The following is a 24,545-nucleotide window of genomic DNA, read 5'->3' as shown; positions in this document are numbered from 1 at the left end:
CTAAAATTACTTTTATTTAATCCTCTCTGACACAAGTCAGCTAAAAGCTCCTGGAAGCTATTTTCAAAATTAGAATGTAGTAAAAATTAAGAGTTATAACAATTAAAAATTAGACCTCTTGCATAAATCAAAAATAAAGAACTCTACCCTGCATTTGCTAAGGCAAACCCTTCCCTGTCCAAAGCATCGGGGAAGGGTTGGGGCAATACAGTTCGGTTAAAGAGAAAAAGGAAAATGACCAATGACAACTCTCACGCTTAAATTGATGCGCGTCTAGATTGTACATTTTTGCATTCAGACTGTCCTAAGTCAATTGGTCATCTGTCCTTTGAAATACAAATGACTAATGACCAATGACCAATGACAACTCTCACGAGTAAATATACAAATTAAATGCGTAACAGCTTACTTACAATTTTCTCGCTAACCATTTTGACAAATCCTGTTTGAAATAGGCTGAATCAGCCCTCCCACTCAATAGGGATTTGAATCAATCCGTCCCCTTTTGACACTCCTGAGATAGTACCCAGAAGTTGGTCTATTTCTTAAGTTGAAGGTGTCGCCACTGCGGACTTTCCAAATTTTGTAATTGGAAAAGGTCAAAGGCTTTCGGGGTTCGCATACTTCTGGCAGATGATTGCCAAGTACAAAGTATGCCGCACCCCTACCCATAACTTTCACCAAACCGTTTTTATCCACAAGAACCGACGTACTTTCACTAACCGCTATACCTAAAACACTGCTAGATACACCATCCTTAATTTGACGGGCAATGAAAGTCATAATTCGACCCATTCTTTCCCGCCTGTCAAAATGTGTATCTACGATAGTTCCCTTCAAATTACTCCAATTGAAAAAATTGTAAGTAAAAGTAATGTCTCGATAGGGATCTTCGAGTGCATCTCTAGTTTCAATGCCTTTTTCGGAAGAAGCGCAAGCATCATAGACACAATCGCTTTGGATCATTGCACCCGCACTAGTGCCACCAATACCACCTCCCTTAAGGTAAACTGACTTAACGGCAGCTTCAAGCTTGGTATCTTTCCAGTTGCGGATATATTGACATTGATCCCCGCCAGCAAAGAAAACTACATCAGCATTTCGGATTTTTTCATAAATCTCAGCTTTGTTTGCCTCTTGTCTATCCCTAACCAGAAGAGTTTCCACAAAATTTACGCCCTTCATGGCATAAATTAGCCGATTGTAATCGTGATTACCATTAGTGCGGAGAACTACAACATTAACTTTAGTGCTGGAGTTACTACCTCCCCTAACTTGGTTAATCATCCACTGGATAGCATCATCGACATCGGGGCCTCCCCCACCCAAACTCAGGACTGGGCCCGCTAAGGAGGGACGGACATTAAAGGAGGGAGTGGAGGGACGAACATCAACAGTATCACCCAGGAAGAAGCGTTTCCAGCTTGCAATAAAACGGGTTATTAGGAAGGTTCCCATCTTCAACAACTTGATTCCTGTACTTTTCAAGCGCCTTGCTATGCTTGGGAATGCCTTTGTCATACTAAACTTCTAGAGCAAACTGCAATTATTGCCAGGCTGTGACGCATTTTAATTGCTTATTTATTCGTGAAATTTGTCCTTTGTCATTAGTCATTTATCAGTTGTTGTGAATAACCAATTGACTTAAGACAGTCTTAACGAAAAATCTGCAATTTAGACGCGCACTAGCTTAACTGTGGCACTAGATAGGGTAAAATTTCCAGCGTACAGGTCTTGTACTGTTTGTTAACGCAAAATAACGCAGAGCGATCGTTAATTCTCTGCGTTACTGTGCAAAAATCTCTACATTGCTTGTAGCGTTTAATTCTGGTCAGATCGAACCTAAAATAGATTAGGTATTGGTTGTCACTGTCCAGATCCTTCCGTAGTTACTGGGAATAGTTACCCAATATTCTGAATAGCTGGGAACGCCGATTAAATTGTTTTCACCATTTAGTTCTTCTTGATAATTGCCAGCAATGGGGAACCAGAAGGGTACATTTTGATCGCGATCGCTAAAGTTAAGTGCTACTAGGCTAAACTTGTTACCATGTTTGCGTGAGAATAGCAGCACATTTTTGGAATGATAGCGGTCATAATCGTTGTAAAAGAAATGGTCGCCTTCCGTAAACTGCGGTTGCTGACTGCGCAGTTTAATCAACTTACGTACTAAAGAAAGTACGCTCTTACCAATGGGGTCATAAAAATAATCCCATCGTACAGGTCGAAGCAACATCACTCTACCAAAACCTTGTTCTGGCAGGAAATAGTTTTCACCAAATTCCTGACCTTGCCACAGTAGCGGAATCCCTTTACCAGTGAAAATCCCAATTAGGTAAGGCTGGACTTTATACCACAAGTCACGCTTCCCTTCTTTTAATAAATCATTATCGCGGGCGATCGTATCAAAGTTACAAACAAAGCGGGAGTGGTCATGATTTTCTATATATTGCAGTGCTGTTTTAGCAATTTTGTCACCATTGTTTGTAATCTCTGAAGGATAGCCATCTAGACCAAGTTTAAAGCCAAGATTAGCTAAATCACCTTTATTTCCACGAGCTACACTTTCAGCTGCACCAAAAGTTTCATTTTGCCAAGTAGAGTTGGTATAAGTTTGTTCGAGAATCTCCTTTGGTCCTTCTAATTGTTCAGCACACTGAATCAAATTGATCGTGTCATCGTTTGTGTCATTGTTAAAGAATCTCTGCCAATACTCGCCAGCTTGTCTCTTTTCTTTGACTGTTTTATAAGTGTTAAAAATTAAGTTAGCGTAACCAACTCCTGTAGAACCATCCCAGTAATTGGGTACGCAGTCATAGCGAAAACCATCGACATGATAAACATCTAGCCAGTGATAGTTGACTGTATAGAAAAACTCTTGGGTAAACTTGCGATTATAGTCTGTGCTTTCGCCAAAATAATCTTTAGCAAATGTTCCCATAAAAGGATTCTCACGATAGCCTAGTTTTCTGTAAACATAAGAGTATGGAAAACTATCACCAGTGTGACCATAAACGGCATCTACAATTACAGCAATGTTGTTTTGATGTGCCGCATCAATTAAACCTTGTAAATCTTTTCTGTTACCAAATCGTTCATCTACCCCAAAATAGCCAATTGGTAAAAAACCCCAATCTACTGTTAAGGTTACATTGGAAAGTGGCATAATTTCGAGACAATTAACTCCCAAATCTGCTATGTAGCCGAGTTTTTCAATTGTTCCATCAATATTGCCGCCGAATTCATCAATCATCAATTCGTAGAGAACAATATCTTTTAAGTTTGGAGTTTTCCAAGTTTTTTCCTTCTGGCTCCACTCATATTGTTGATAGCCAAGTGTGAAAGCGGATAATTTACCTACACCAAATTCTCTGGCAAAAGGGTCAATAATCCAATCTATTTCTCCCCGATTGGGATTTTGTAAGCAATAGCGGTAAACATATCTACCTGGTTCTCCCCATGCAGATTTGGCACTGGGTTTTGATTGAGTTTTGATATCTATTTGAGTTGACCAATAATCACCATACTCTGAGTCGATAGAATGCTTGAGTTCAAATTCTAAGGGTTGAATATCTTGGAGAAATTGATCTTTTTCGTGGATAATTTTAATTATTAGCCGATTTCCATCCTTTTGAGAAACCCAAGGTAGAAATAGTCCAAAATCAACAATACCGTTGGCTTCTCTAGCTCCTAGTTTATCCAAAGGAAGCAGTTTCATATAGTCATCCTTGATGAATTAGCTTTTTCTCGTGTTATATCATGTCCGCCAAATTACCCATAATAAAAGAACCCCACCCCCAACCCCTCCCCGCCTGCGGGGAGGGGAGACAAAGCACAGCTTTGGCGGGGTGGGGTTCTTCGAGTTTAATAAGCAATCAAGCGGACATGATATTACTGATTTCGGAATTCTAAAAATACAGCATAATTCAGGAGTAAAACATGCTTTATACCTGAGTAACAGATTTAGCTTGTGTACCTTACCAACTTGAACTATGCTGTAATATCTAAAACCAGATTAAATTTGCACTACTCCAGAAATTGCAGCAGTACCAGCTATAAACTTATCAAAGGTTGATTAAGGATTTATGCAAGTTCAAATAAAATTTTAGATCCCCAACTTCTTGAAGAAATCGGGGAGCTAAAATTTACCACGATATTTGCGATCGCTCTTGCACAACTTGCTGATATACTTGCTCTGTTTGCTTGGCGAGTTTCGGCCAGCTAAAGCGGCGCTCTAAATCCTCATAAGCATTATCCACCAGCCATTGACGATAACCTGGATTTTTCAGCACTTCCAAAATTCCCCAAGCTAAAGAATCGGGATTGTTCACCCAAGTGACAATGCCTGTTTTGGTATGTTGCACTACTTCTGGAAAACCACCAGTATCAGAAACTACCACGGGGACGCGAGAAGCAAAGCTTTCTAAAGCTACAATCCCAAATGGTTCGTAAAGACTCGGAAAAACTGCGCAGTCTGCGACAGTTTGAAATTTATCTAAGTATTCATCGGAGAGAAAACCGGTAAAATAGCAATGATGCCAAATGCCTAAATCCCAGGCTTGGCGCTTAAGATGGTCGGTATTGCCACCACCAACGATTACAAATTTCACGTTACCTCCCATTTCTGAAAGGATTTTGGGTGCGGCATTAAGTAATATAGGTACACCTTTTTCGTAGGTCATACGACCAAGATAATAAACTATTTTCTCTTCGTCTGCGGCAAATTGACGGCGAAAATCCAGAGCATGAAAATCGATGTGATGCTTTTTCTTTTCGGCTCGGATACCGTTATAAATGACATCAATTTTGTCCCAAGGACTGTAGAGCGCTCGTTCTACTTCTTGGCGCATATAGTCGCTACAAACAATAATCCGCCACGCATTGTAAGCTAGCAAGGTTTCTTTGCCATTTATATAACCTTGAATTTCTGTGTGAATACCGTTGTATCGCCCGTATTCAGTAGCATGAATTGTGGCAATTAGTGGTATTTTAAAATTATGCTTGAGAGCGATCGCCGCATCTCCGACTAACCAATCATGGGCATGAATTAAATCAAAGGGCCCTTCTTCTAAAATCAATTTACCACCGTGATCTCCCATACTCAAATTGAGATTCACTACCCAGTGGAAAAAGTCGTTACTGTATGCCACTGGCACTCGATGTATCTTTACTCCTTCAACTACTTCATACATCGATGCGTGACCAAACTCAGCTGTAATCAGGTGAATTTCATGTCCTAGCTTTACCAGTTCCGGGTACAACTCCGCCACATGTCGCGCAATTCCCCCAATAATCCTTGGTGGAAACTCCCAACTCAGTACCAGTATCTTCATCTACTAGACTCCCCAACACTTTATAAATATCTAACAAACTACATTTACCTAAAAATACAAGTCTGGCGAATGCAGTGAGTACTTTTACTAAAATTTTTAGATTTTTTAACAGTGATTTTGTTAAAGGTTATCAACTGTGTAGGCTAAGGAGAGAAAGCAAGGTATAGTAATAATTCGTAATCAGAACAATTGAGCCTCCCCTTCGGAACTCACTTGTCAAGAAGGGATAAGGACGGAAACGGTATGAACTCGATCGCGTCCTTGCTGTTTGGCTACATAAAGTGCCTTGTCTGCTGCATTAATCAAGTCTGGCGGCGAAATTTCAGCATTTGGCACAATGCTCACAACACCTAGACTAACGGTAACACGATCGCACACGCGAGACTGAGCATGGGGAATGGCTAAGTCGCGCACTGCTTGTCGAATAGTTTGAGCTACATAGATTGCTCCTTGAATCTCTGTATTAGGCAAAATGATAGCAAATTCTTCTCCACCGTAACGAGCGACTAAATCGGCTGGACGCTTAACAATATTTTTGAGGGCACTTGCTAATTGTCGCAAACAATCATCCCCTCCTAAATGACCATAAGTGTCATTGTAGAGTTTAAAAAAATCGACATCTAACAAAATTAAAGACAGTGAAAGTTGCTCGCGTTTGAGTCGTTGCCACTCAGATTCCAGATATTGATCGAATCGGCGGCGATTGGCTATTTGAGTCAAACCATCTAAAGTAGCTAATCTTTGTAATTCTTCATTGGCAGCTTGCACTTGCTGGTAAAGTACTGATTGATGAATAGCGATCGCTACTTGACTAGCCAATTGCTGCAACAAATTTACTTCAAACGCTTGCCAATAACGAGGTGCGATACACTGGTGAACAATGAGTAAACCCCACAGATGCTCTTCATTTAAAATCGGCACTATTATAGCCGCTTTAACTTGATAGAGTTGTAATAACTCAAAAACCTCGGCTGAAAAATTAGATTCCTGAATGTTATGGAAAACTTTAGGTAATCCTTGGTAATAGTCGCTAAAATCTTGTTTGAGGGAAAATGGATGCATTGTCAGTTCTAATCTCTGAGGATAGTCATCACCCACTGATTTTGCTGCAAAATTCCCACTTCCGTCAGATTGTAACTGATAGATAGCTACGGAATCTGAACCTAAACACTGGCGAATACTATTTACTGTTGTATTCAGAACCTCCTCCAAATTCAGTGATTGCCGAATCTGTTGAGTGACTTCAGTAATTAACCGTTCTCCCTCTGCTTGCTGTCGCAACATCACTTCAGCTTCTTTACGAGTGCTGATGTCTTCTACCGAGCCAAGAATCTGCGTTGGAGTGCCGTTAGCATCTCTGGCAAATACGACTTCTCGTGTATTTAGCCAACGCCACTCTCCATTTTTGTGTCGGAATCGGTATTCAGTGGAAAGTACTTCATTGTCGTTCAGGTTGACAAAGCGATTCGGTATGTCATAGCAGAGGTATCGATCGTCTGGATGAAAGCAATTTATTAGCCACTGCGGATCTGCGTTACAAAATTCCTCTGGAGAGTAGCCTAAAATAGCCACACTTTTCTGATTAAGATAAATACTTGTTCCTTGTAAGAGGTCAAACAAATACAAAATATGCGGTATAGTATTAGCAACCTTTTGCAGAAAGTCTTGACTGGAGCGCAATGCCTCTTCAGCTTTGTGGCGTTCCTGAAGCGCGACTTTATATTCAGTAATATCTCGTCCTTCTGAGAGCAGTAGGGTAATATGCCCGGTTCGATCGAGTATAGGACGCAGTGAGAAATCAATCGCGATCGCTTGACGATCTCGACCTAAAATCTCAACTTCATAACGGATAGATTCACCCTTAGCAGCAGCGGCGATCGCAGTTTTTAATTGCTCTTGAGTATTTAGAGAAATTGTCCACCACTTTGCTTCCCAAAAAGGCTTGCCAACTACTTCTTCTCGATTAATCCCAGCAAAGTCTAGTGCTGTTTGGTTGGCTTCTAATACAATTCCATTCGGCTGAAGCAATCCGATAAACTGAATGGTTTGATTGAAAATCGCCCGGAATTTTTGTTCATTTTCACTTAAAGCTTGTTCTACCAGTTTGCGATCGGTAATATCTCGTCCAACAGATTGAAGTTCTACAATCGCACCTTGGTCATCAAATATCCCTCGAACAATCCACTGCGTCCACCGCACTCCTTGGCAAGCTACAACGCGATTTTCAATTGTGATAACGGGATTTTCTAAGCTAATGGAATTTACCAGACTAAAAACACGTTCTTGGTCTTCCTCAAACACAACAGGTTTGTAGTGCTGACCGATAATTTTGTCTCGCTCTAGTCCAAAAAATCGACAGTAAGCTTCATTGATAAAGGTAAAAGTGCCATCTGGTAAGCCTCTAGCAATCAATTCTGTTTGGTCTTCGAGGATGGTACGATAAAGTTCTTCGCTCTCTTGTGCTTGTTTGCGTAAACAAAGTTCGTCATAGACATCGCTAATATCCAATACTAAACCCTGAAGTAGCTGAGTTTGTCCATCGGCACAAAAAACGAGATTGGCTTGGTTTCGTACCCAAATTGTTCTGCCATCGCGCCTAATCATCCGATACTCAATCCTCAAAGGCTCTCCGGTAGCGATTGTAGTGTTTACAGCTTGCCAAAGGCGATCGCGATCGTTTGGATGAGTGTAATCTAACCAACTATTGAATAAACCAGGATTCCAATCTTCGGGAGCAATGCCCAATAATTGTTGCAGTTGCGGACTAATATAAGCTTCATTTGCAGTGGTATTAATGGGTGAGATATATACAACGCCCGGAATTTGTTCTACGAGAGTGCGATATTTTCGCTCTGCCTCAGAGAGTTTTTCTTGGGCTTGCTTGCGACTCATGATATTTTGGGTAGTGGTATAAAAGTAGTGATTTTTATTTTCTCAGTCCTTATATAGCAAGGGTTTCAGTTTCTGCTATCACTATATATTTACCACTACCTTAGAAAATATACCAACAGCAAGTTACCACTATTTCTGAAAAGATGCTGGAATTTTTCACTTTCCTTGTGGTCTGGGGAATGGGTTTGCGGGTAAAGGATGTATTCAAAACCTTTCCCCTTTACCCTTTCCCCTTTAACCGAAGCGTATTGAGGGTATTTTTCTCCTGAATTCTGCTGTATGTTTTTTCCGGTTGAGATGTAGGCGCAAGTAGCCAATTGTTTTTGGATAAACACTCTTAAATTAGCTTTGATCCAAGCGCAGTACTGCCATAAAGGCTTCCTGGGGTACATCTACAGTACCTACAGATTTCATCCGCTTTTTACCTTTTGCTTGCTTCTGCAAAAGTTTTTTCTTGCGACTGATGTCACCACCGTAGCATTTGGCTAACACATCTTTACGCAAAGCAGGGATGTGTTCGCTGGCAATAACTTTACTGCCAATAGATGCCTGAATTGGCACTTTGAATTGATGGCGGGGAATTAGTTCCTTGAGTTTTTCGGCCATTGCCCGCCCGACGTTGTAAGCTTTATCTCGATGCACAATCATCGCCAAGGAATCGACGGGATCGCCGTTAATCATGATATCCAACTTCACCAGAGGATTTTCACGGTAGCCAATAATGTGATATTCCATACTAGCGTAACCGCGCGATCGCGATTTCATCTGGTCAAAAAAGTCAGTTACAACTTCCGCTAAGGGTAGTTCGTAAGTGAGTGTGGTTCGTCCTTGGGCAAGATATTTCATATCTTTGAAGATGCCCCGGCGATTTTGTGACAACTCCATCAAGGTGCCAACATAAGTTTCCGGGGTAATCATCTCTACTTGGACGTAGGGTTCTTCAATTCTTTCGCGATCGTTGGGAGAAGGTAAACGGCTAGGATTATCGATGTACAGTTCCTCACCCTTGATGGTAATCACCTTATAAACCACCGAGGGGGCTGTAATGATTAAATCCAGGTTATACTCCCGCTCTAGACGTTCTTGGACAATTTCCATGTGCAGCAAACCCAAGAACCCGCAACGGAAACCAAACCCCATCGCGCTCGAAGTTTCTGGTTCGTAATGCAGCGCTGCATCGTTGAGTTCCAGCTTTTCCAAGGCTTCCCGCAAATCTTCAAATTGATCGGCATCAATGGGGAACATCCCACAAAAAACCATCGGGTTCGCTTCTGCGTAACCTGGTAAGGGTGCTTCCGCTTTCGCTTTACTGAGGGTAATTGTGTCTCCTACCCGTGCATCAGCTACAGCTTTAATTGCCGCTCCCAAATAGCCTACTTCCCCAGCGTGCAGTTCATCAACTTGCTTTTGAGTCGGAGAAAGGACACCTAACTCATCAATTTCAAATTCTTTACCCGATGCCATTAAATGGATGCGATCGCCTTTTTTCACGGTGCCATCCATCACCCGGAAATACACAATTACTCCCCGGTAACTGTCATAATAGCTATCAAATATTAACGCTCGTAAGCGTTCATTTATCGTATTTGGCGGTGGCGGTATCCGCTCGACAACTGCTTCTAAAATCTCATCAATCCCAATTCCTTCTTTAGCAGAAGCTAGAATTGCCCCACTGCAATCTAAACCGATAATTTCTTCAATTTCGCCAATTACCCGTTCTGGTTCAGCCCCCGGCAAATCAATTTTATTCAAAACCGGGATAATTTCCAGGTTATTCTCTAACGCTAAATATACATTAGCCAAAGTTTGCGCCTCCACACCTTGGGACGCATCTACTACCAATAGCGCTCCTTCGCAAGCAACAAGAGAGCGGGAGACTTCATAAGAGAAATCCACGTGTCCCGGAGTGTCAATTAAGTTCAGCACATACTGCTGACCATCTTTAGCTGTGTAGTTCATTCGGGCAGCTTGCAGCTTAATCGTAATGCCGCGCTCCCGTTCCAAATCCATATTGTCGAGAAACTGTTCTTTCATCTGTCGGTCTTCAACAGTGCCAGTAGCTTGTAGCAAGCGATCGGCGAGGGTTGATTTCCCGTGGTCGATGTGAGCAATAATACAAAAATTGCGAATGCGAACTGCGGGAACGTCAGTCATATACTATCTTTGCCTTAGCAGCAACCAAAGTTAAAAGGGCAATTTACTTAATGTATTTTAATGCTTTCTTTGCCAAGACGCTGCTTTTACTGGGGACTGGGGACTGGGGACTGGGTATTGGGTATTGGGTATTGGGTTTTGGGTATTGAGTTTTGGGTTTTGGGGACTGGGGATTAGATAGTAGAAAAATTATTTCCCAGTTCCCAGTCCCCAGTTCCCAGTCCCCAATCCCCAGTCCCCTCTTCACCCCATCTTGAACTTTCGATCTAAATAGGTGGACATTTAAGAATATTATGAAGGTCTATTTGTCGCTGCTAGTATTCAACAGTTAGGAGCGTACAATAAATGTAAATAAGTACATCTAGGGATCGTGTCGGGAGCGTGGGCAATTGCGACTGCTAATTGCCCGTAATCGCCGATCGATCGGCAAAATTTCTAGAGCCATTGTCTAGTCAGTTATATGAAAAATGCGATTTAAAACTTAAAGCTGTTACTTTGGTGCTATTTCAGGGAATTATTGAACTGTGCCCTTGAAAATTTTTCAGCGAATTAGCCCAAATAATGAATATAACTACTTTACAAAGCTTTAGACAAAACCAATTCAAAGAATTCAGAGTATATAAACCTATGAATATGAGAGAGAAAACTACCAAAGCGGAAAATACACCAGCCGATAAGGTAGAAATTGCTGTCCGCCTAGACTCCGAGTTACTAGAGCAAATTCAGCATCTCACCAATGACCCAAGTAAAGTAATTGAGGTGGCGATTCGCCAGTGGTTACGGGGTGAACTCCTCAGAGATGACGAACTAACGCGCACGCCTGTGCGTACTCCTGTTCCTCCTCGCGGTGAATGGAACGATTAACGCCATTGCCATTATTTAACTGTCAATGCAAGTTAAAAAAAGTAAAGTTTGCCAATCTGGTTTTCAGAACAATAAAAAATACCCCATCAAACACAAAAAAGCTGTAAAAATTTATGTATAAATTTCAGCGGCTTTAGTAAAATTACGGTCGGATACCCTTTGTCTATCCAACTCAATTAATGACTATTACTGCCAATTCCCAATTGTCAAATGTATTTTCCCAAAATCTGGAATCTATTACCAGTAAGACTGATGGCTCATTACCCACTCTAGGAGCCGAGTTAGTTTATACACAAGATGGGGCAGGGCGCTATCTGACCTTTTGTTGGCAGTACAGCGAACTCCTGGGGTTAAATACTGAAAAAATAGTTGACGAGCTGAACCAGACTCAAACCTTTGCCCCAGTGGATAAGGTTAGTTATTTGGAACGATTGCACCGAATTTTGACAAGTTTGGTGCCAGAAAGGTTTCAATGTTGGTTTAGCTATCAGAAAGAATTATTTGAGTTGGACTTAGCGATCAGTCCGATTATGCCGAGTTTGGGAACCACTGCCACTACCGTTTTAGTGATGGGACGCTTAATACAAGCGACACTCAACAAAAAACAAGCGCGCGTGGCATCAAAAACGCCCACACAAATAGAGTTGGCTTTGCGATCGCAGCAACACCAAAAATTGGTAAATCGCATTACCAGAAATATTCGCCGGACATTAGATTTAGATATTATTTGGCAGCAAACAGTTGACAGTTTGGGGAAAGCACTGCGGCTAGAACGCTGCATTATTTGTCCTTATCAGCCCTCAAGCTCAAAAGTGCAGGTGAAGGCTGAATATCGCCAGCCAGAACTCAAATCAATGCTTGGCTTGGACATAGATATAGCTTCTGAGCCTGCCTTTGCTCAAGCCTTGGCAACCCTAGAACCAGTTACGATGGAAGTGCCTGGATACAAAGAGTCTGGGCGGCAGAAAACTTTAGTAGTTGCGACTTGCTATCAAGACCAAGCCAATGGATTGGTTGCCTTGAATTGGCAGGATGAATGCTATACATTAACAGAATCGGAATTAGAACTGGCAAAAGAAGCAGCAGATCAATTGGGAACTGCGATCGCTCATGCTACTTTATATGAAGAATTAGAAATAGCGCGTCAAAAAGCCGAAGAAGCTTCCCGCCTCAAAAGTGAGTTTCTAGCTAATGTATCCCATGAAATTCGTACCCCCCTTAACGGTATGATTGGCTTTTTGAAGCTGATTTTAGAAGGGATGGCAGACGATCCAGAAGAACAAAATCAGTTTTTAGCAGAAGCTCACCACTTATCGATACATCTGCTGAATATCATCAACGATATTTTGGACATTGCCAAAATCGAAGCTGGTAAAATGGAGCTAGCTTACGCTCCAGTCAAGCTAGATGAGCTATTCAGTCATGTAGAAGGTTTCATGCGTCCCCAAGCAGAAATGAGAAACCTCAGCTTTCAGATGCAAATGCCTGCTACCTCTGATGAAATCATTGTCCAAAGCAACTACCAACGGTTGCTACAAGTGATGCTCAATTTGGTAGGTAATGCCATTAAATTTACTCATGAGGGTGGCGTCACTGTCAGCGCTGATTTAGTACTCAAAAAGGCGAATTTTCAGGTGAACTTTCAAGAGCAGCAATTTCCTGGCATGGTGAGAGTACGTGTGGCAGACACTGGTATTGGTGTTTCTTTAGATAAACAAGATAAATTGTTTCAATTATTCTCTCAGGTGGATGGCTCCCGGACTCGCCAGTACGGCGGCACCGGTTTGGGACTGGCAATATCCCAAAAGCTAGTGGAGGCTATGGGCGGTGAAGTACATTTTTATAGTTTGGGCGAAGGACTTGGTTCAACAGTCACATTCACCGTGCCACTATATCAACAACCAGTCATGGTTTCGTCTAATGATAGCGACTCAACAAGTAGTGCTGAATGTTAGTCATTAGTCATTAGTCATTGGTCATTGGTCATTTGGAAGATTACCAGTACTGGGTTTTGAGTTTTAAACTTGAAAGTTTTTTAGTAATTATTATTTAATAACCATATTGGGCATGGGGATTGGGAAAAAACCTTCCTTATCCGTCACCTCCTGGCGTTCTCTTCAGGACTTTAACCGCTAAAGTAGAGTAGGAGGGCTTGCACGACAAATTGTTCAGCTAATCTAATATCAAGTTGCTAAAATCAGCAGTGGTTTAGTCAAAAGTTATTAAAAACTGACACCTGACAATCTAGCGGCAATTAGATTTAGGATCGATTTAACAAAGCTGAAAAATAAAATTTTGGATAATGGTTAATGAGTAACCGCGCATCTGGCACAGAGATCATTAATGCCCCATGCCCCATGCCCAATCCCCCATCCCCAATGTCCATCATTAACTTAGCAGGTCTAAACTATGGAACTCACAATTGACAACGTTGAAACAGTCTTAGATGAAATGCGCCCTTATCTCATGTCTGATGGCGGCAATGTGGAACTAGTAGAACTCGATGGGCCTGTTGTAAAACTGCGCCTGCAAGGTGCGTGTGGTTCTTGCCCCAGTTCTGCAATGACCCTGAGAATGGGTATTGAGCGCCGCCTCAAGGAAATGATTCCGGAAATTGCAGAAATTGAGCAAGTGGTGTAAAAGTTAGGAGTTAGAAGTTAGGAGTTATGAGTTTGAATCAACTCCTAACTCCTTATTCTTAACTCCTAACTATTTCTATGTCCCATCCTCTCTACATCGCTTTTATCTGGCATCAACATCAGCCGCTGTACAAATCTCCTGGCAGCGGCGTTTCGCTATCTTCGAGTCAGCAGTACCGTCTTCCCTGGGTACGTTTGCATGGAACTAAAGATTATCTGGATTTAGTATTGCTTTTAGAGCGGTATCCTAAGTTACACCAAACGGTAAATTTAGTTCCATCGCTGATATTGCAACTCGAAGATTATATTGCTGGTACTGCTTTTGACCCTTATCTCACAGCCAGTTTGACACCGGATGAGCAACTTACCCAGCAACAGCGCGAATTTATTATCCAACACTTTTTTGATGCTAATCACCATACCCTGATCGATCCGCATCCCCGCTATGCCGAGTTGTACCAGCAAAGGCAGGATAAGGGGCAAGCTTGGTGTTTAGCAAATTGGGAATTGCCAGATTATGGTGATTTGCTAGCTTGGCACAATTTGGCTTGGATCGATCCGCTGTTTTGGGATGACCCGGAAATTGCTGCTTGGTTAAAACAGGGACGGAATTTTACTTTAAGCGATCGCCAGCGCATTTATTCCAAACAGCGAGAAATCTTGAGCCGGATTATCCCCCAACATCGGAAAATGCAGGAAGCGGGGCAGCTAGAAGTTACCACCACGCCTTATACTCACCCGATTTTACCGTTGCTAGCTGATACTAACTCCGGTCGGGTAGCTGTGCCCAATATGACACTACCGAAGCAACGCTTTCAATGGGCAGAAGATATCCCCCGCCACTTGCGGAAAGCTTGGGACTTATATAAAGACCGCTTTGGGCAGATACCTCGTGGTTTGTGGCCTTCAGAACAATCAGTAAGTCCAGCAATACTTCCAGATATTATTAACCAAGGATATAAGTGGATATGCTCAGATGAAGCCGTCTTAGGGTGGACGCTGAAACACCTTTTTCATCGAGATGGGGCGGGGAATGTGGAGCAACCAGAATTGTTGTATCGACCCTATCGCCTGCAAACCGCCGAGGGTGACTTGTCAATTGTGTTTCGCGACCACAGATTATCAGACTTGATTGGTTTTACTTATGGTGCAATGCCAGCAAAAAAGGCAGCAGCCGATTTAGTAGGACATTTGCAAGCGATCGCTAAAAAGCAAAGAGATAGTCATAGCGAACAACCTTGGCTAGTTACCATCGCCTTAGATGGAGAAAATTGCTGGGAATTTTATTCCCAAGATGGCAAACCCTTCTTAGAAGCTTTATATCAAAGTTTGAGCGATGAACCCCACCTCAAACTCGTCACTGTCTCCGAATTTCTAGAAGAATTTCCAGCCACAGCCATCATCCCCGGAGGGCAATTACATAGCGGTTCTTGGGTAGATGGCAGTTTCACCACCTGGATCGGCGATCCCGCCAAAAATCGTGCTTGGGATTACTTGACAGAAGCAAGGAAAATGCTTGCAAGTCATCCCGAAGCGACGGAAGAAAACAATCCCGAAGCATGGGAAGCATTGTATGCCGCAGAGGGTTCCGACTGGTTTTGGTGGTTTGGTGCAGGACACTCCTCAAATCAGGATGCCATTTTTGATCGGTTGTTTCGAGAACATCTGTTTGGCATTTACAAGGCATTAAATGAACCTATACCGCCCTATCTCAAGCAACCAGTGGAAATCCATGCAGCACAAGCAAACCACACCCCACAAGGGTTTATTCACCCCGTCATTGATGGTAAGGGTGACGAACAAGATTGGGACAAAGCTGGACGCATAGAAATCGGCGGGGCGCGGGGGACGATGCATAACAGCAGTGTTATCCAGCGACTTTGGTATGGGGTAGATCACTTAAATTTCTATTTGCGGCTAGACTTTAAAAGTGGCGCTGCACCAGGACGGGATTTGCCAACAGAATTGAATTTGTTGTGGTTCTATCCAGAAAAAACAATGGTTAACAGCCCAATTCCGTTGGCAGATGTACCAGATGCAGCCCCACTTAATTACCATTTCCACCATCTTTTAGAAGTTAACTTGCTGACGCAATCGATTCAGTTTCGGGAAGCGGGAGACAATCATCAATGGCATCCCCGTTTCAGTCGCGCTCAAGTAGCAATAAATAGTTGTTTAGAGTTGGCAGTACCGTGGGCAGATTTGCAAGTTCCACCAGATTATCCTCTGCGTCTGATTTTGGTGCTTGCAGATGAAGGGCGTTTTTCCAACTATTTGCCAGAAAATGCTTTGATTCCCATTGAGGTGCCTTAACATTTAATATTTTTGGTGTTATACCATTTCACGAAATACCTATTAGGGGCGTACATCTGTATGCCTCTACAGATAATTCATTGATGTTGCAAAGATTTTTGCAAATCATATTTAATTTTTTTAGTTTTAAATATATTTGGCTATATTCAAACTATATATTTAGACTAAGCTTTGAGAACGGAGAGGGGGGGATTCGAACCCCCGTTAAGTTTCCCTAAACAGACTTTCCAGGTCTGCGCCTTAAACCGCTCGGCCACCTCTCCAGGTGTCACAAGTTACGATCATACTATAAAATCCCAGAAAATGCAAAGATAAGAAAGATATTCTAGATTGAATCTGATAGTCCTAATCCCAAAACGCAAATCCAGATGTCCCGTACATACACAATTAAAGTTCGCGATCGCGCCACTGGCAAAACACACACCCTACAAGTGCCAGAAGACCGCTACATCCTGCACACTGGCGAAAAACAAGGGGTAGAACTACCGTTTTCCTGTCGCAACGGGGCTTGCACTGCTTGTGCTGTGAGAGTGTTATCAGGAGAAATTTACCAACCAGAAGCGATCGGCTTGTCGCCAGATTTACGTCAGCAAGGTTATGCCTTGTTGTGTGTGAGTTACCCCCGTTCTGACTTGGAAGTGGAGACGCAAGATGAAGATGAAGTCTACGAACTTCAGTTTGGACGCTATTTTGCTAGGGGAAGAGTTAAAGCGGGTTTACCCTTAGATGAGGAATAAACAATTGAATAAGGCAGGGGGCAGGAGGCAGGGGGAAAGAGGTTCTGCTCGGTATATGCAGCGACCATAGGAGAATTTTTGATGGTTGTGCGTCTTGGTAAGTGGGTGCAAAAAATAGCTATTTTGGCTTGTTTATTGCTCTTGGTGAGTTGCCAAGGCAAGAACCAGCTGCCAAACAATGAAGCCCAAGTGAAAGTAGCGCGGGTAGTTAGTGGGCAAAGTTTGGAAGTTTTGGGCATGGCTGAACAACCAAATTTGATTTCCCAAGTGCGGTTAGTAGGAGTTGATGCACCAGATTTGCGACAGCGCCCTTGGGGGGAAGCAGCAAAAGAACAGTTAGAGAATCTAATTGGTGGTGTAGAAGAATCGGTAACGCTGGAGTTTGATTTAGAAGCAAAAGACAAAATCGGGCGAACTCTAGCTTATGTGTGGAAAAATAAGGTGTTATTGAATGAAGAATTAGTCAAACAAGGGAATGCAATGTTTGTAGGGCGATCGCCTAACCACAAATATGACCTGCGTTTAGAACGTGCCCAACAATGGGCTAGACTCATGGGGCAAGGAATCTGGAACCCAGAAAAACCCATGCGCCTCACTCCCGCCGAGTTTCGCCGCCAAAATCTTTGAGGACTGGGGACTGGGGACTAGGAACTAGGAACTAGAGGGAAATAAACCAATGCCCCATGCCCAATGACAAACGACCAATGACAAACGACCAATGACAAATGACAAATTTACAAATTTTTCTAGATATTGCTACAGAAGCGGCCTTGGCTGCTGGTGCTATTTTGCAAGGTTACTTGGGTAAGTTAGAAGATGCAATTATTGAAAAAGGACGCCCTGGTGATTTGGTCACGGCTGCTGATAAAGCTTCAGAAGAGTTGATTTTAGAAATTTTGCGTGGCCACTTTCCCCAGCACTCGATCCTCGCTGAAGAATCAGGAAAATTAGGTAATCAACAGAATGAGTACCTCTGGGCAATAGATCCTCTTGATGGCACAACCAACTACGCTCATCAATACCCATTCTTCGCCGTTTCCATCGGGCTGTTAATTAATGGCGTTCCCCAAGTTGGTGTAATTTATGACCCATTTCACAATGAGCTATTCCGGGCTGCTGCTGGCTTAGGGGCAACGCGTAACCGTCAGCCGATCGAGGTTTCAGTAACATCTGAACTGAATAAAAGCCTACTAGTAACAGGATTTGCCTACGATCGCCGCGAAACCTCTGATAACAACTACGCAGAATTTACTCATCTTACCCATCTTACCCAAGGAGTTAGACGTAGCGGTTCGGCATCGCTAGATTTGGCGTATGTTGCCTGTGGACGTGTCGATGGTTACTGGGAACGGGGACTTTCTCCTTGGGATATTGCTGCTGGGATAATTTTGGTACAAGAAGCCGGAGGCAAAATCACCGCCTACGATGGCACTACTGTCAAAATTGAGTCTGGTAGAATTCTTGCTACAAATAGTTATATTCACGACTCTCTCAGTAACGAACTTTTACGGGTTCCACCACTGTCAGCTTGGGTGTAGCAGATGGGGGCTTTCTCTACGACTTTGGGTACACTAAAAGCAATCTAACTGCTCCCTTAGTGCAAAAACTCTATATGTCTTTCAAAATAGATCGTGGACTATTTAAATATGATTTCATAGATCATCACGCAGTGCTGTGCGTTCCAGTTGATGCCGATGTCAAAGAGATTCGCAAACGCTATCTCCAAGTCGCCCGCCGTTTGCACCCAGACAGTAGTCTTACTGAAACTGCTGCTCAAAAACATCTCGGTAATGAATTGTTATCAAAGCTGGTTAATCCAGCTTATGAAAAACTCTCTGGCGATCGCACTCGCACTGAATATATTCTAATTTTGTCGCAAATTGGCAAGCGTCTGGTACAAGAGTCGACTTCGGTAACTCTAAATACCGACTTGGCTAAACAGTTAGTTGAGGCAGCTAATATCGATCATTTTTATAAAACTGCGATCGCAAAACTAGCCCAAACTCAATATGATTCTTTAGAACAAGCACTGCAAGTCATTGCCCAAGCTAGTGAGTTGAATTTAGTGTATTTAATGCGGAGTGCGGGTAAAGCATCCGCCGCGCCGCTACCTGCTCAACCCAAAGTCCAATCAAGTACACCTCAGCCAAACACACCAAAAAATACACCAGCAGCAGCAGCACCAGCGCCACCAAAAGAAGACTTGATTGTAGAACAGTATATTCGTCGCGCTCAATCTTTGATTGACAAAAACCAATTTGCCCCAGCCAAAGTAGAGTTGCAAGAGGCCCTGAAGCTAGAACCAAAGAATAGTCGCTGTCATAGCTTAATTGCAATGGTGTATTTGAAGCAAAATCAGCTAAAAATGGCCAAAATCCACTTTGACAACGCTCTAAAATTAGATCCCAGTGACGAAACGGCTCTGCAATGGAAACCTAAAATAGATAAGGCTTTAGGACAACAACCTAGCGATCAGAAGGTGACTTCATCCCCCAATAATGGAGATAAGCAACCAGATAAATCTGGTAGTGGTTTGTTCGGTGGTTTGTTTGGTGGGAAGAAAAAATAATGGTGTATCAACCAGCAGCGGGAGCCAGGGATTTATTGCCCTTGGATGTGGAGAAAAAACGCTGGATTGAAGATCGGTTACAGCAGGTGTTTCATCGCTGGGGATATCACAGGATTATCACCTCGACTTTGGAGCGGATGGATACCCTGATGGCGGGGGAAGCAATCCAGCGTCAAATGGTGATTCAACTACAACAAAACGGCGAAGATGATGAATTGGGGCTACGCCCAGAATTAACAGCATCTATTGCTCGTACTGTTGTGACTCGAATGGCTGGTGTGACTTATCCCCAACGGTTGTATTACAACGCCAATGTGTTTCGTCGCACTTGGGAAAGTAGGCATAATCGCCAGCAAGAGTTTTATCAAGCTGGGGTGGAGTTGTTAGGTACTGGTGGATTGCTGGCGAATGCGGAAGTGCTGCTGTTAGTCGCAGATTGTTTGGCAGCATTGGGTTTGCAGGGATGGCATTTAATTTTGGGTGAAGCGGGAATTACCCGATCGCTCCTGAGTGCCTTTCCTGCTAATTTACAGGATCGAGTTCGCAGTGCGATCGCTCATCTTGACCGCATCACCATAGATAATTTACCCCTAAGTGACAAACTGCGCGATCGCGCCCAAATCATCATGGATTTGCGCGGCCCAAGTGCAGACGTGTTGCAAAAAGTTAGTAGTCTGGATTTAGATGAAGAACAGCGAGAGGCAGTGAATAACCTCAAATCCCTAGTAGAATTACTAGAATCAGAGAAAAAATTTCCCTTAATCCTCGACCTCAGCCTGATCCAAACCATAGATTACTATACTGGTATCGTCTTTGAAGTTGTCAACGATACTGAATCCCAAACCAGAGTTTTAGGGCGTGGTGGTCGCTATGACCAGCTTTTGGGGCTATATCATCCTCAAGGAGAAAACATTCCCGGAATTGGTTTTGGACTAAGTATCGAAGATTTATACCAAGTTCTGTTGTCTACCCAGCAATTACCACAAGAAACTCCAGCGACTGACTGGTTGGTAGCACCAGAGACAGCTAGTGCTAACGCTGCCGCCTTTGTCTACGCACAAAAACTCCGAGATTCTACTGATTTGGTGCGAGTAGAAATTGACTTAGGGGGAAGAGATGCAGAGGCAATTCGCCAATATGCAAGCGATCGCCGCATTGCCCAAATTGCCTGGATCAAAGCTGATGGTTCACCAAAAATAGAACCATTGCATTAAGTGAGTGGGGGATTGGGCATGGGGCATTAGGAGTGCTGAGTGCTGAGTGCTGAGTGCTGAGTGCTGAGTGCTGAGTTAGGAGTTAGGAGTTAGGAGTTAGGAGTTAAAGAGTTAAGAGTTAGGAGTTAGGAGTTTTGTTTATCCCCTTGTCTCCTTGTCTCCTTGTCTCCCCTGCCCCCCTGCCCCCCTGCCCTCCCCTCCCCTGCTAGGCTAGAAATAGCCGATACAGAAAAGAGGGAATCGAGAACATGCCGCATACAATTGTTACAGAAGTCTGTGAAGGCGTAGCTGACTGCGTAGATGCTTGTCCAGTAGCTTGTATTCATGATGGCCCAGGCAAAAACACCAAGGGAACTGATTGGTACTGGATTGACTTTGCCACTTGCATCGACTGTGGCATCTGTCTCCAAGTTTGCCCTGTAGAAGGGGCGATTCTTCCAGAAGAACGACCAGAGTTGCAAAAAACCCCACAATAGTCCATAGTCAACAGTCAATAGTCAATAGTTATGTTTGACTTGACTGTTGACCAATGACCAATGACAAATGACCAATGACTAATGACTATTTATTAGAAGTTCAAAATGTTCGCGCCGGATACATCAAAGATGTAGATATCCTGCAAGGTGTGAATTTTCAGGTTGCACCAGGAGAATTGGTGACAGTGATTGGCCCCAACGGTGCAGGTAAATCTACTTTGGCAAAAGCAATTTTTGGGCTTTTGATCCCCCACACAGGCACAATTACTTTCAAAGGTGAAAATATCGTGGGGCTAAAGTCCAATCAAATTGTCCAACGAGGAATGTGCTACGTACCGCAAATCGCCAATGTTTTCCCTTCTCTAAGTGTTGAAGAGAATTTGGAGATGGGTGCTTTTGTGCTTAACACTCCCCTGAAACCAATTAAAGATAAAATATTTACTATGTTTCCGAGATTAAGCGATCGCCGTCGTCAACGCGCTGGTACTCTCTCTGGAGGAGAACGCCAGATGCTAGCGATGGGCAAAGCTTTGATGTTGGAACCTGGTTTGCTGATTTTAGATGAGCCATCTGCTGCTTTGTCGCCGATTTTGGTGACACAAGTGTTCGAGCAGATTAAACAAATTAATCAGGCAGGTACTGCAATCGTATTAGTTGAACAAAATGCCCGTAAAGCTTTAGAGATGGCTAATCGTGGATATGTATTAGAATCGGGACGTGATGCGATCTCCGGCCCTGGTGAAGAATTGTTGAATGACCCGAAAGTGGGTGAGCTATATCTGGGAGCAGGTAAGAGACATTAACCCTTTTTTATCACTCTTGCCCCATTCAACATAACACCAGCTTAATATCGGAGCTTCACCAGTCTATAGCGATGACTAGGTTGGGCTGCGCCGACGCTATCTATAACTAATACAAAAGCCATAACATTACCTGCCACTGCCGCGACCGTCGTTTTCGATGCTCAAAGAATTCTCCCTAATAATCCGTTTCTGATCACATCTACAGCTAGTCGAGAGGCAAAACAGGACATTCATTCAGGAAAAACTGACTAAAATCTAAATTACCCGGATTTACCAAAATCCCATTCGCAATGACGCTCTCTACGAGACGCTAAAAGCGTAGCTTGCAACTCTTACAGAGTACGCAGACTCGCTAACGCAATTCTGAATTATGTCATGGATGGGTATTTAGACCTCAACCATAAATTAACGTGAGTTCGATGAACCTCTCCCCAACCCCTCTCCGAGGCACAGAGGGGCAGAAATATTTTTAGTTGACAACGAAAAAATTAGGGTTTCAAAGCCTCTCTCCCTGTGGGGGAGAGGAATGGAAGTGGGGTTTTTAGAGCCGTCGAACTCACGTTATAGCACAAGCCTTCGTGGTTAGGACATTAACAGATGATAAAACTTAGACACAACAAGACTTTTCACCCAATCCCCAGTCACCAGTCCCCAGTCCCTTGCTATAAATTAAATGTATAGGTCTCCAAAAATATATCGGTGGAATTAAAGAATCTGGACGGACTATTCGCCGTCATAGCAGTTTTTATATTCGATTATATGGATAGATATAAAAGATTCCTACGAATTAGTTGCCTAATTATTTACACTAAGTCCTAACAAGCACCAGTACTACCTACAAGGACAAAGGGCGATGAGGCTTCTTTTATCTTGCATCCTAGCCCAAGTTGTAGCCCCGTAAGCTTGCACAGAGACGTAAAGGACAGAAAATAAACTTTCTAGATTCTCAGCGTCTCTGGGATTATTGTTATCTTGGGCGTCCCAATGTAGTGATATATAGAACAGCTTCATCAGCAGGAATGCCTAAAACTTCATTTACTTGGTCGTCAAAGAATCCACCGATACCACTGACGCCGACATTCAGGTGCATTGCTGCTAAATTCAGGCGTTGTCCCAAATGACCGGCATCCATGTGTAAGTAACGGTAAACGCGATCGCCATATTGTGCGATCGCAGCTTTCAAATCGGCTGTGTGAAATAATACCGCTGCCGCATCCCGTCCTAATTCTTGTCCCAAACAGAGAAAATGTAACTCTCGCCGAAAGTTTTTAAACCGGATTTGGCGTAATTCTTGGGCTTTGGGCGCGTAATAGTAACAACCCGCCTCCAGTCCTTTGACTCCGCAAACAGCAATGAATGTTTCGATTAAATTTAAATCGAAGTAGTCTGGAGAAATATCTAAGCTTTGGTCGATGTAATTTTGCGGTTGGTAAGTGAAATCGAGTAAACTTTTCAATTCATCGAAGCTTAAATCATCACCATTGTAAGCGCGGGTAGAGCGTCGCTTATACATAGTGGTTTCCAGTTCTGATAGTTTTTGTCCCCAGTTTATAGGTGCAGTGGTGGTGGGAATTTTTAAACAGAAAGGAAAATTGTATTTATCCTCTAAAGATTTTTCTTGTTTAATAGTTGGTAGATTAAGATTACCAGTTACACCTGATTGAATCTGGGTATGTTGATGGAAATATGTTAGTAGTTCGCCATCAGGGATTTGAGGATAACTGGTTTCAGTAGCCGAAGGTAAAGCAGTACATCCCAATGGTAAATTTTGATTAATATCTAATAAGTCTGCCAGAGGTAAGACAGCGATCGCACCTTCTTGTTGCGGATCGATATAAAGCAGATCGTTAACCGATTCATCGACAAAGCCGCCGATTAAATGGGGGCGATAATCAGTAACCGCACCAGCTAACTCGATATTACCCAACAGATGTCCCGTATCCAGAAAAATCCGACGGTAAGCCCGATCTTCATAGCGCCACGCAGAACGATAGAATACCGCGGTCACAATAATTGCCAATTGGGTATTTTCTAAAGAAGGATGCCAGAAACAAGCTGCTTGCAAAGTTTGCCAAACATCACTTTCCCAATAATGCATGAGAGAATGAGTTCGACACTGGTAGTTATATAGACCAGGCGGCAATAACGATGTACCACGCGAAACCACATACACCTCGGCAGGGTATAGTCCGCCTGCACTGGGAGCAGCGCGTAAATACACTGCACTACCCATAGAAGGCATTCTTGCTGTCAATCCATAACTACGAAACAATAGCCGTGAAAGTCTTTGCCACCACTGAGTATCTGGGTTATTAGCAAATGCCTCTGTTTTTTCTTGGATATAGGGTTTGAGATCAAAAGTAGAGCCAATTTTGTACTCTTTAAAGGGTACTGGCTGTTTAGTCCAGTCTAATCGCTGGTTTTTAGAGGCGAGAGTATCAGGGTTGTATTTAGTTCGTTCGTGATAATGCTGGGCAATTGATTGGTGTAATTCTGGCATAGTACTTTTAATATCCTTGGGGCATCCTTTTATTGATCTTGGCATTCATTA

The 24,545-nt window shown here is 43.0% G+C and carries 17 protein-coding genes and 1 tRNA gene; 11 read left to right on the top strand and 7 right to left on the bottom strand.

From position 1 onward, the window contains the following. Positions 1–474: 474 nt before the first annotated feature. The 5 genes from RMX89_RS05580 to lepA form a co-directional block, all read right to left on the bottom strand. Positions 475–1,521 (bottom strand): cyanophycinase, encoded by a 1,047-nt coding sequence (locus RMX89_RS05580; RefSeq protein WP_322688209.1) that lies wholly within the window; start codon positions 1,519–1,521, stop codon positions 475–477. 331 nt (positions 1,522–1,852) lie between these two features. After that, positions 1,853–3,718: an alpha-amylase family glycosyl hydrolase gene (locus RMX89_RS05575; RefSeq protein ID WP_322688208.1), complete on the bottom strand. Its 1,866-nt coding sequence runs from the start codon at positions 3,716–3,718 to the stop codon at positions 1,853–1,855. Between the two features lie 427 nt (positions 3,719–4,145). Further along, positions 4,146–5,333, bottom strand: coding sequence for a glycosyltransferase family 4 protein (locus tag RMX89_RS05570; protein ID WP_322688207.1), 1,188 nt, complete (start codon positions 5,331–5,333; stop codon positions 4,146–4,148). Between the two features lie 216 nt (positions 5,334–5,549). Beyond that, entirely contained in the window at positions 5,550–8,225 is a 2,676-nt protein-coding gene (locus RMX89_RS05565) for a PAS domain S-box protein (protein ID WP_322688206.1), read from the bottom strand. A gap of 342 nt (positions 8,226–8,567) precedes the next feature. Further along, a complete protein-coding gene (gene lepA, locus RMX89_RS05560) occupies positions 8,568–10,379 on the bottom strand; it encodes a translation elongation factor 4 (protein WP_322669522.1) in 1,812 nt (603 codons plus the stop codon). A gap of 627 nt (positions 10,380–11,006) precedes the next feature. On the opposite strand from lepA, the gene RMX89_RS05555 reads away from it, so the two are divergent. The 4 genes from RMX89_RS05555 to RMX89_RS05540 all read left to right on the top strand — a co-directional run bounded on the left by RMX89_RS05555 (position 11,007) and on the right by RMX89_RS05540 (position 16,195). Further along, positions 11,007–11,243 (top strand): hypothetical protein, encoded by a 237-nt coding sequence (locus RMX89_RS05555; protein WP_094353260.1) that lies wholly within the window; start codon positions 11,007–11,009, stop codon positions 11,241–11,243. A gap of 179 nt (positions 11,244–11,422) precedes the next feature. After that, positions 11,423–13,198 carry a sensor histidine kinase gene (locus RMX89_RS05550; protein WP_322682542.1) on the top strand — a complete coding sequence of 592 codons (1,776 nt, stop codon included), beginning with the start codon at positions 11,423–11,425 and terminating at the stop codon, positions 13,196–13,198. A 454-nt stretch (positions 13,199–13,652) separates the two neighbouring features. Continuing rightward, positions 13,653–13,883, top strand: a complete 231-nt coding sequence (locus RMX89_RS05545) for a NifU family protein (protein WP_012408256.1) — start codon at positions 13,653–13,655, stop codon at positions 13,881–13,883. 77 nt (positions 13,884–13,960) lie between these two features. Further along, positions 13,961–16,195 (top strand): glycoside hydrolase, encoded by a 2,235-nt coding sequence (locus RMX89_RS05540; RefSeq protein ID WP_322688205.1) that lies wholly within the window; start codon positions 13,961–13,963, stop codon positions 16,193–16,195. Between the two features lie 178 nt (positions 16,196–16,373). On the opposite strand, the gene RMX89_RS05535 is transcribed toward RMX89_RS05540, so the two are convergent. Next, a tRNA-Ser gene (locus RMX89_RS05535) sits at positions 16,374–16,458 on the bottom strand. A 105-nt stretch (positions 16,459–16,563) separates the two neighbouring features. Here RMX89_RS05535 and RMX89_RS05530 point away from each other — a divergent pair. The 7 genes from RMX89_RS05530 to RMX89_RS05500 all read left to right on the top strand — a co-directional run bounded on the left by RMX89_RS05530 (position 16,564) and on the right by RMX89_RS05500 (position 21,994). After that, the gene (locus RMX89_RS05530; protein ID WP_322682544.1) at positions 16,564–16,932 is read left to right on the top strand and encodes a 2Fe-2S iron-sulfur cluster-binding protein; all 369 of its coding nucleotides are present in this window, start codon (positions 16,564–16,566) and stop codon (positions 16,930–16,932) included. An 81-nt stretch (positions 16,933–17,013) separates the two neighbouring features. Continuing rightward, on the top strand, positions 17,014–17,559 hold the full coding sequence (locus RMX89_RS05525) for a thermonuclease family protein (protein WP_322688204.1): 546 nt from the start codon (positions 17,014–17,016) through the stop codon (positions 17,557–17,559). A 98-nt stretch (positions 17,560–17,657) separates the two neighbouring features. Further along, a complete protein-coding gene (locus RMX89_RS05520) occupies positions 17,658–18,470 on the top strand; it encodes an inositol monophosphatase family protein (RefSeq protein WP_322688203.1) in 813 nt (270 codons plus the stop codon). Between the two features lie 74 nt (positions 18,471–18,544). Beyond that, positions 18,545–19,501, top strand: a complete 957-nt coding sequence (locus RMX89_RS05515; RefSeq protein ID WP_322688202.1) for a J domain-containing protein — start codon at positions 18,545–18,547, stop codon at positions 19,499–19,501. Then, positions 19,501–20,715, top strand: coding sequence for an ATP phosphoribosyltransferase regulatory subunit (locus tag RMX89_RS05510; protein WP_322688201.1), 1,215 nt, complete (start codon positions 19,501–19,503; stop codon positions 20,713–20,715). Before RMX89_RS05515 ends, RMX89_RS05510 begins: the two co-directional genes overlap by 1 nt. 248 nt (positions 20,716–20,963) lie before the next feature. Next, positions 20,964–21,191 (top strand): ferredoxin family protein, encoded by a 228-nt coding sequence (locus RMX89_RS05505; protein ID WP_322660386.1) that lies wholly within the window; start codon positions 20,964–20,966, stop codon positions 21,189–21,191. Positions 21,192–21,265: 74 nt separating this feature from the next. Continuing rightward, positions 21,266–21,994, top strand: coding sequence for an ABC transporter ATP-binding protein (locus RMX89_RS05500; protein WP_322669515.1), 729 nt, complete (start codon positions 21,266–21,268; stop codon positions 21,992–21,994). Between the two features lie 967 nt (positions 21,995–22,961). Here RMX89_RS05500 and RMX89_RS05490 read toward each other — a convergent pair. Then, positions 22,962–24,494 (bottom strand): SagB/ThcOx family dehydrogenase, encoded by a 1,533-nt coding sequence (locus tag RMX89_RS05490; protein WP_322688200.1) that lies wholly within the window; start codon positions 24,492–24,494, stop codon positions 22,962–22,964. Positions 24,495–24,545: the final 51 nt, after the last annotated feature.

Source organism: Nostoc sp. DedSLP04 (genome assembly GCF_034530775.1).
Taxonomy (GTDB): Bacteria; Cyanobacteriota; Cyanobacteriia; order Cyanobacteriales; family Nostocaceae; genus Nostoc.
Note: the sequence above shows the minus strand (reverse complement) of the source record. Positions and strands in the feature narration are given on the sequence as shown.

Coding starts and splice junctions, on each gene's coding strand:
- RMX89_RS05505 (WP_322660386.1), top strand. CDS start 20,964: ATGCCGCATACAATTGTTACAGAAGTCTGTGAAGGCGTAGCTGACTGC.
- RMX89_RS05515 (WP_322688202.1), top strand. CDS start 18,545: ATGTCTTTCAAAATAGATCGTGGACTATTTAAATATGATTTCATAGAT.
- RMX89_RS05545 (WP_012408256.1), top strand. CDS start 13,653: ATGGAACTCACAATTGACAACGTTGAAACAGTCTTAGATGAAATGCGC.
- RMX89_RS05490 (WP_322688200.1), bottom strand. CDS start 24,494: ATGCCAGAATTACACCAATCAATTGCCCAGCATTATCACGAACGAACT.
- lepA (WP_322669522.1), bottom strand. CDS start 10,379: ATGACTGACGTTCCCGCAGTTCGCATTCGCAATTTTTGTATTATTGCT.
- RMX89_RS05570 (WP_322688207.1), bottom strand. CDS start 5,333: ATGAAGATACTGGTACTGAGTTGGGAGTTTCCACCAAGGATTATTGGG.
- RMX89_RS05550 (WP_322682542.1), top strand. CDS start 11,423: ATGACTATTACTGCCAATTCCCAATTGTCAAATGTATTTTCCCAAAAT.
- RMX89_RS05530 (WP_322682544.1), top strand. CDS start 16,564: ATGTCCCGTACATACACAATTAAAGTTCGCGATCGCGCCACTGGCAAA.
- RMX89_RS05575 (WP_322688208.1), bottom strand. CDS start 3,718: ATGAAACTGCTTCCTTTGGATAAACTAGGAGCTAGAGAAGCCAACGGT.
- RMX89_RS05565 (WP_322688206.1), bottom strand. CDS start 8,225: ATGAGTCGCAAGCAAGCCCAAGAAAAACTCTCTGAGGCAGAGCGAAAA.
- RMX89_RS05540 (WP_322688205.1), top strand. CDS start 13,961: ATGTCCCATCCTCTCTACATCGCTTTTATCTGGCATCAACATCAGCCG.
- RMX89_RS05555 (WP_094353260.1), top strand. CDS start 11,007: ATGAATATGAGAGAGAAAACTACCAAAGCGGAAAATACACCAGCCGAT.
- RMX89_RS05520 (WP_322688203.1), top strand. CDS start 17,658: ATGACAAATTTACAAATTTTTCTAGATATTGCTACAGAAGCGGCCTTG.
- RMX89_RS05580 (WP_322688209.1), bottom strand. CDS start 1,521: ATGACAAAGGCATTCCCAAGCATAGCAAGGCGCTTGAAAAGTACAGGA.
- RMX89_RS05510 (WP_322688201.1), top strand. CDS start 19,501: ATGGTGTATCAACCAGCAGCGGGAGCCAGGGATTTATTGCCCTTGGAT.
- RMX89_RS05525 (WP_322688204.1), top strand. CDS start 17,014: ATGGTTGTGCGTCTTGGTAAGTGGGTGCAAAAAATAGCTATTTTGGCT.
- RMX89_RS05500 (WP_322669515.1), top strand. CDS start 21,266: ATGACTAATGACTATTTATTAGAAGTTCAAAATGTTCGCGCCGGATAC.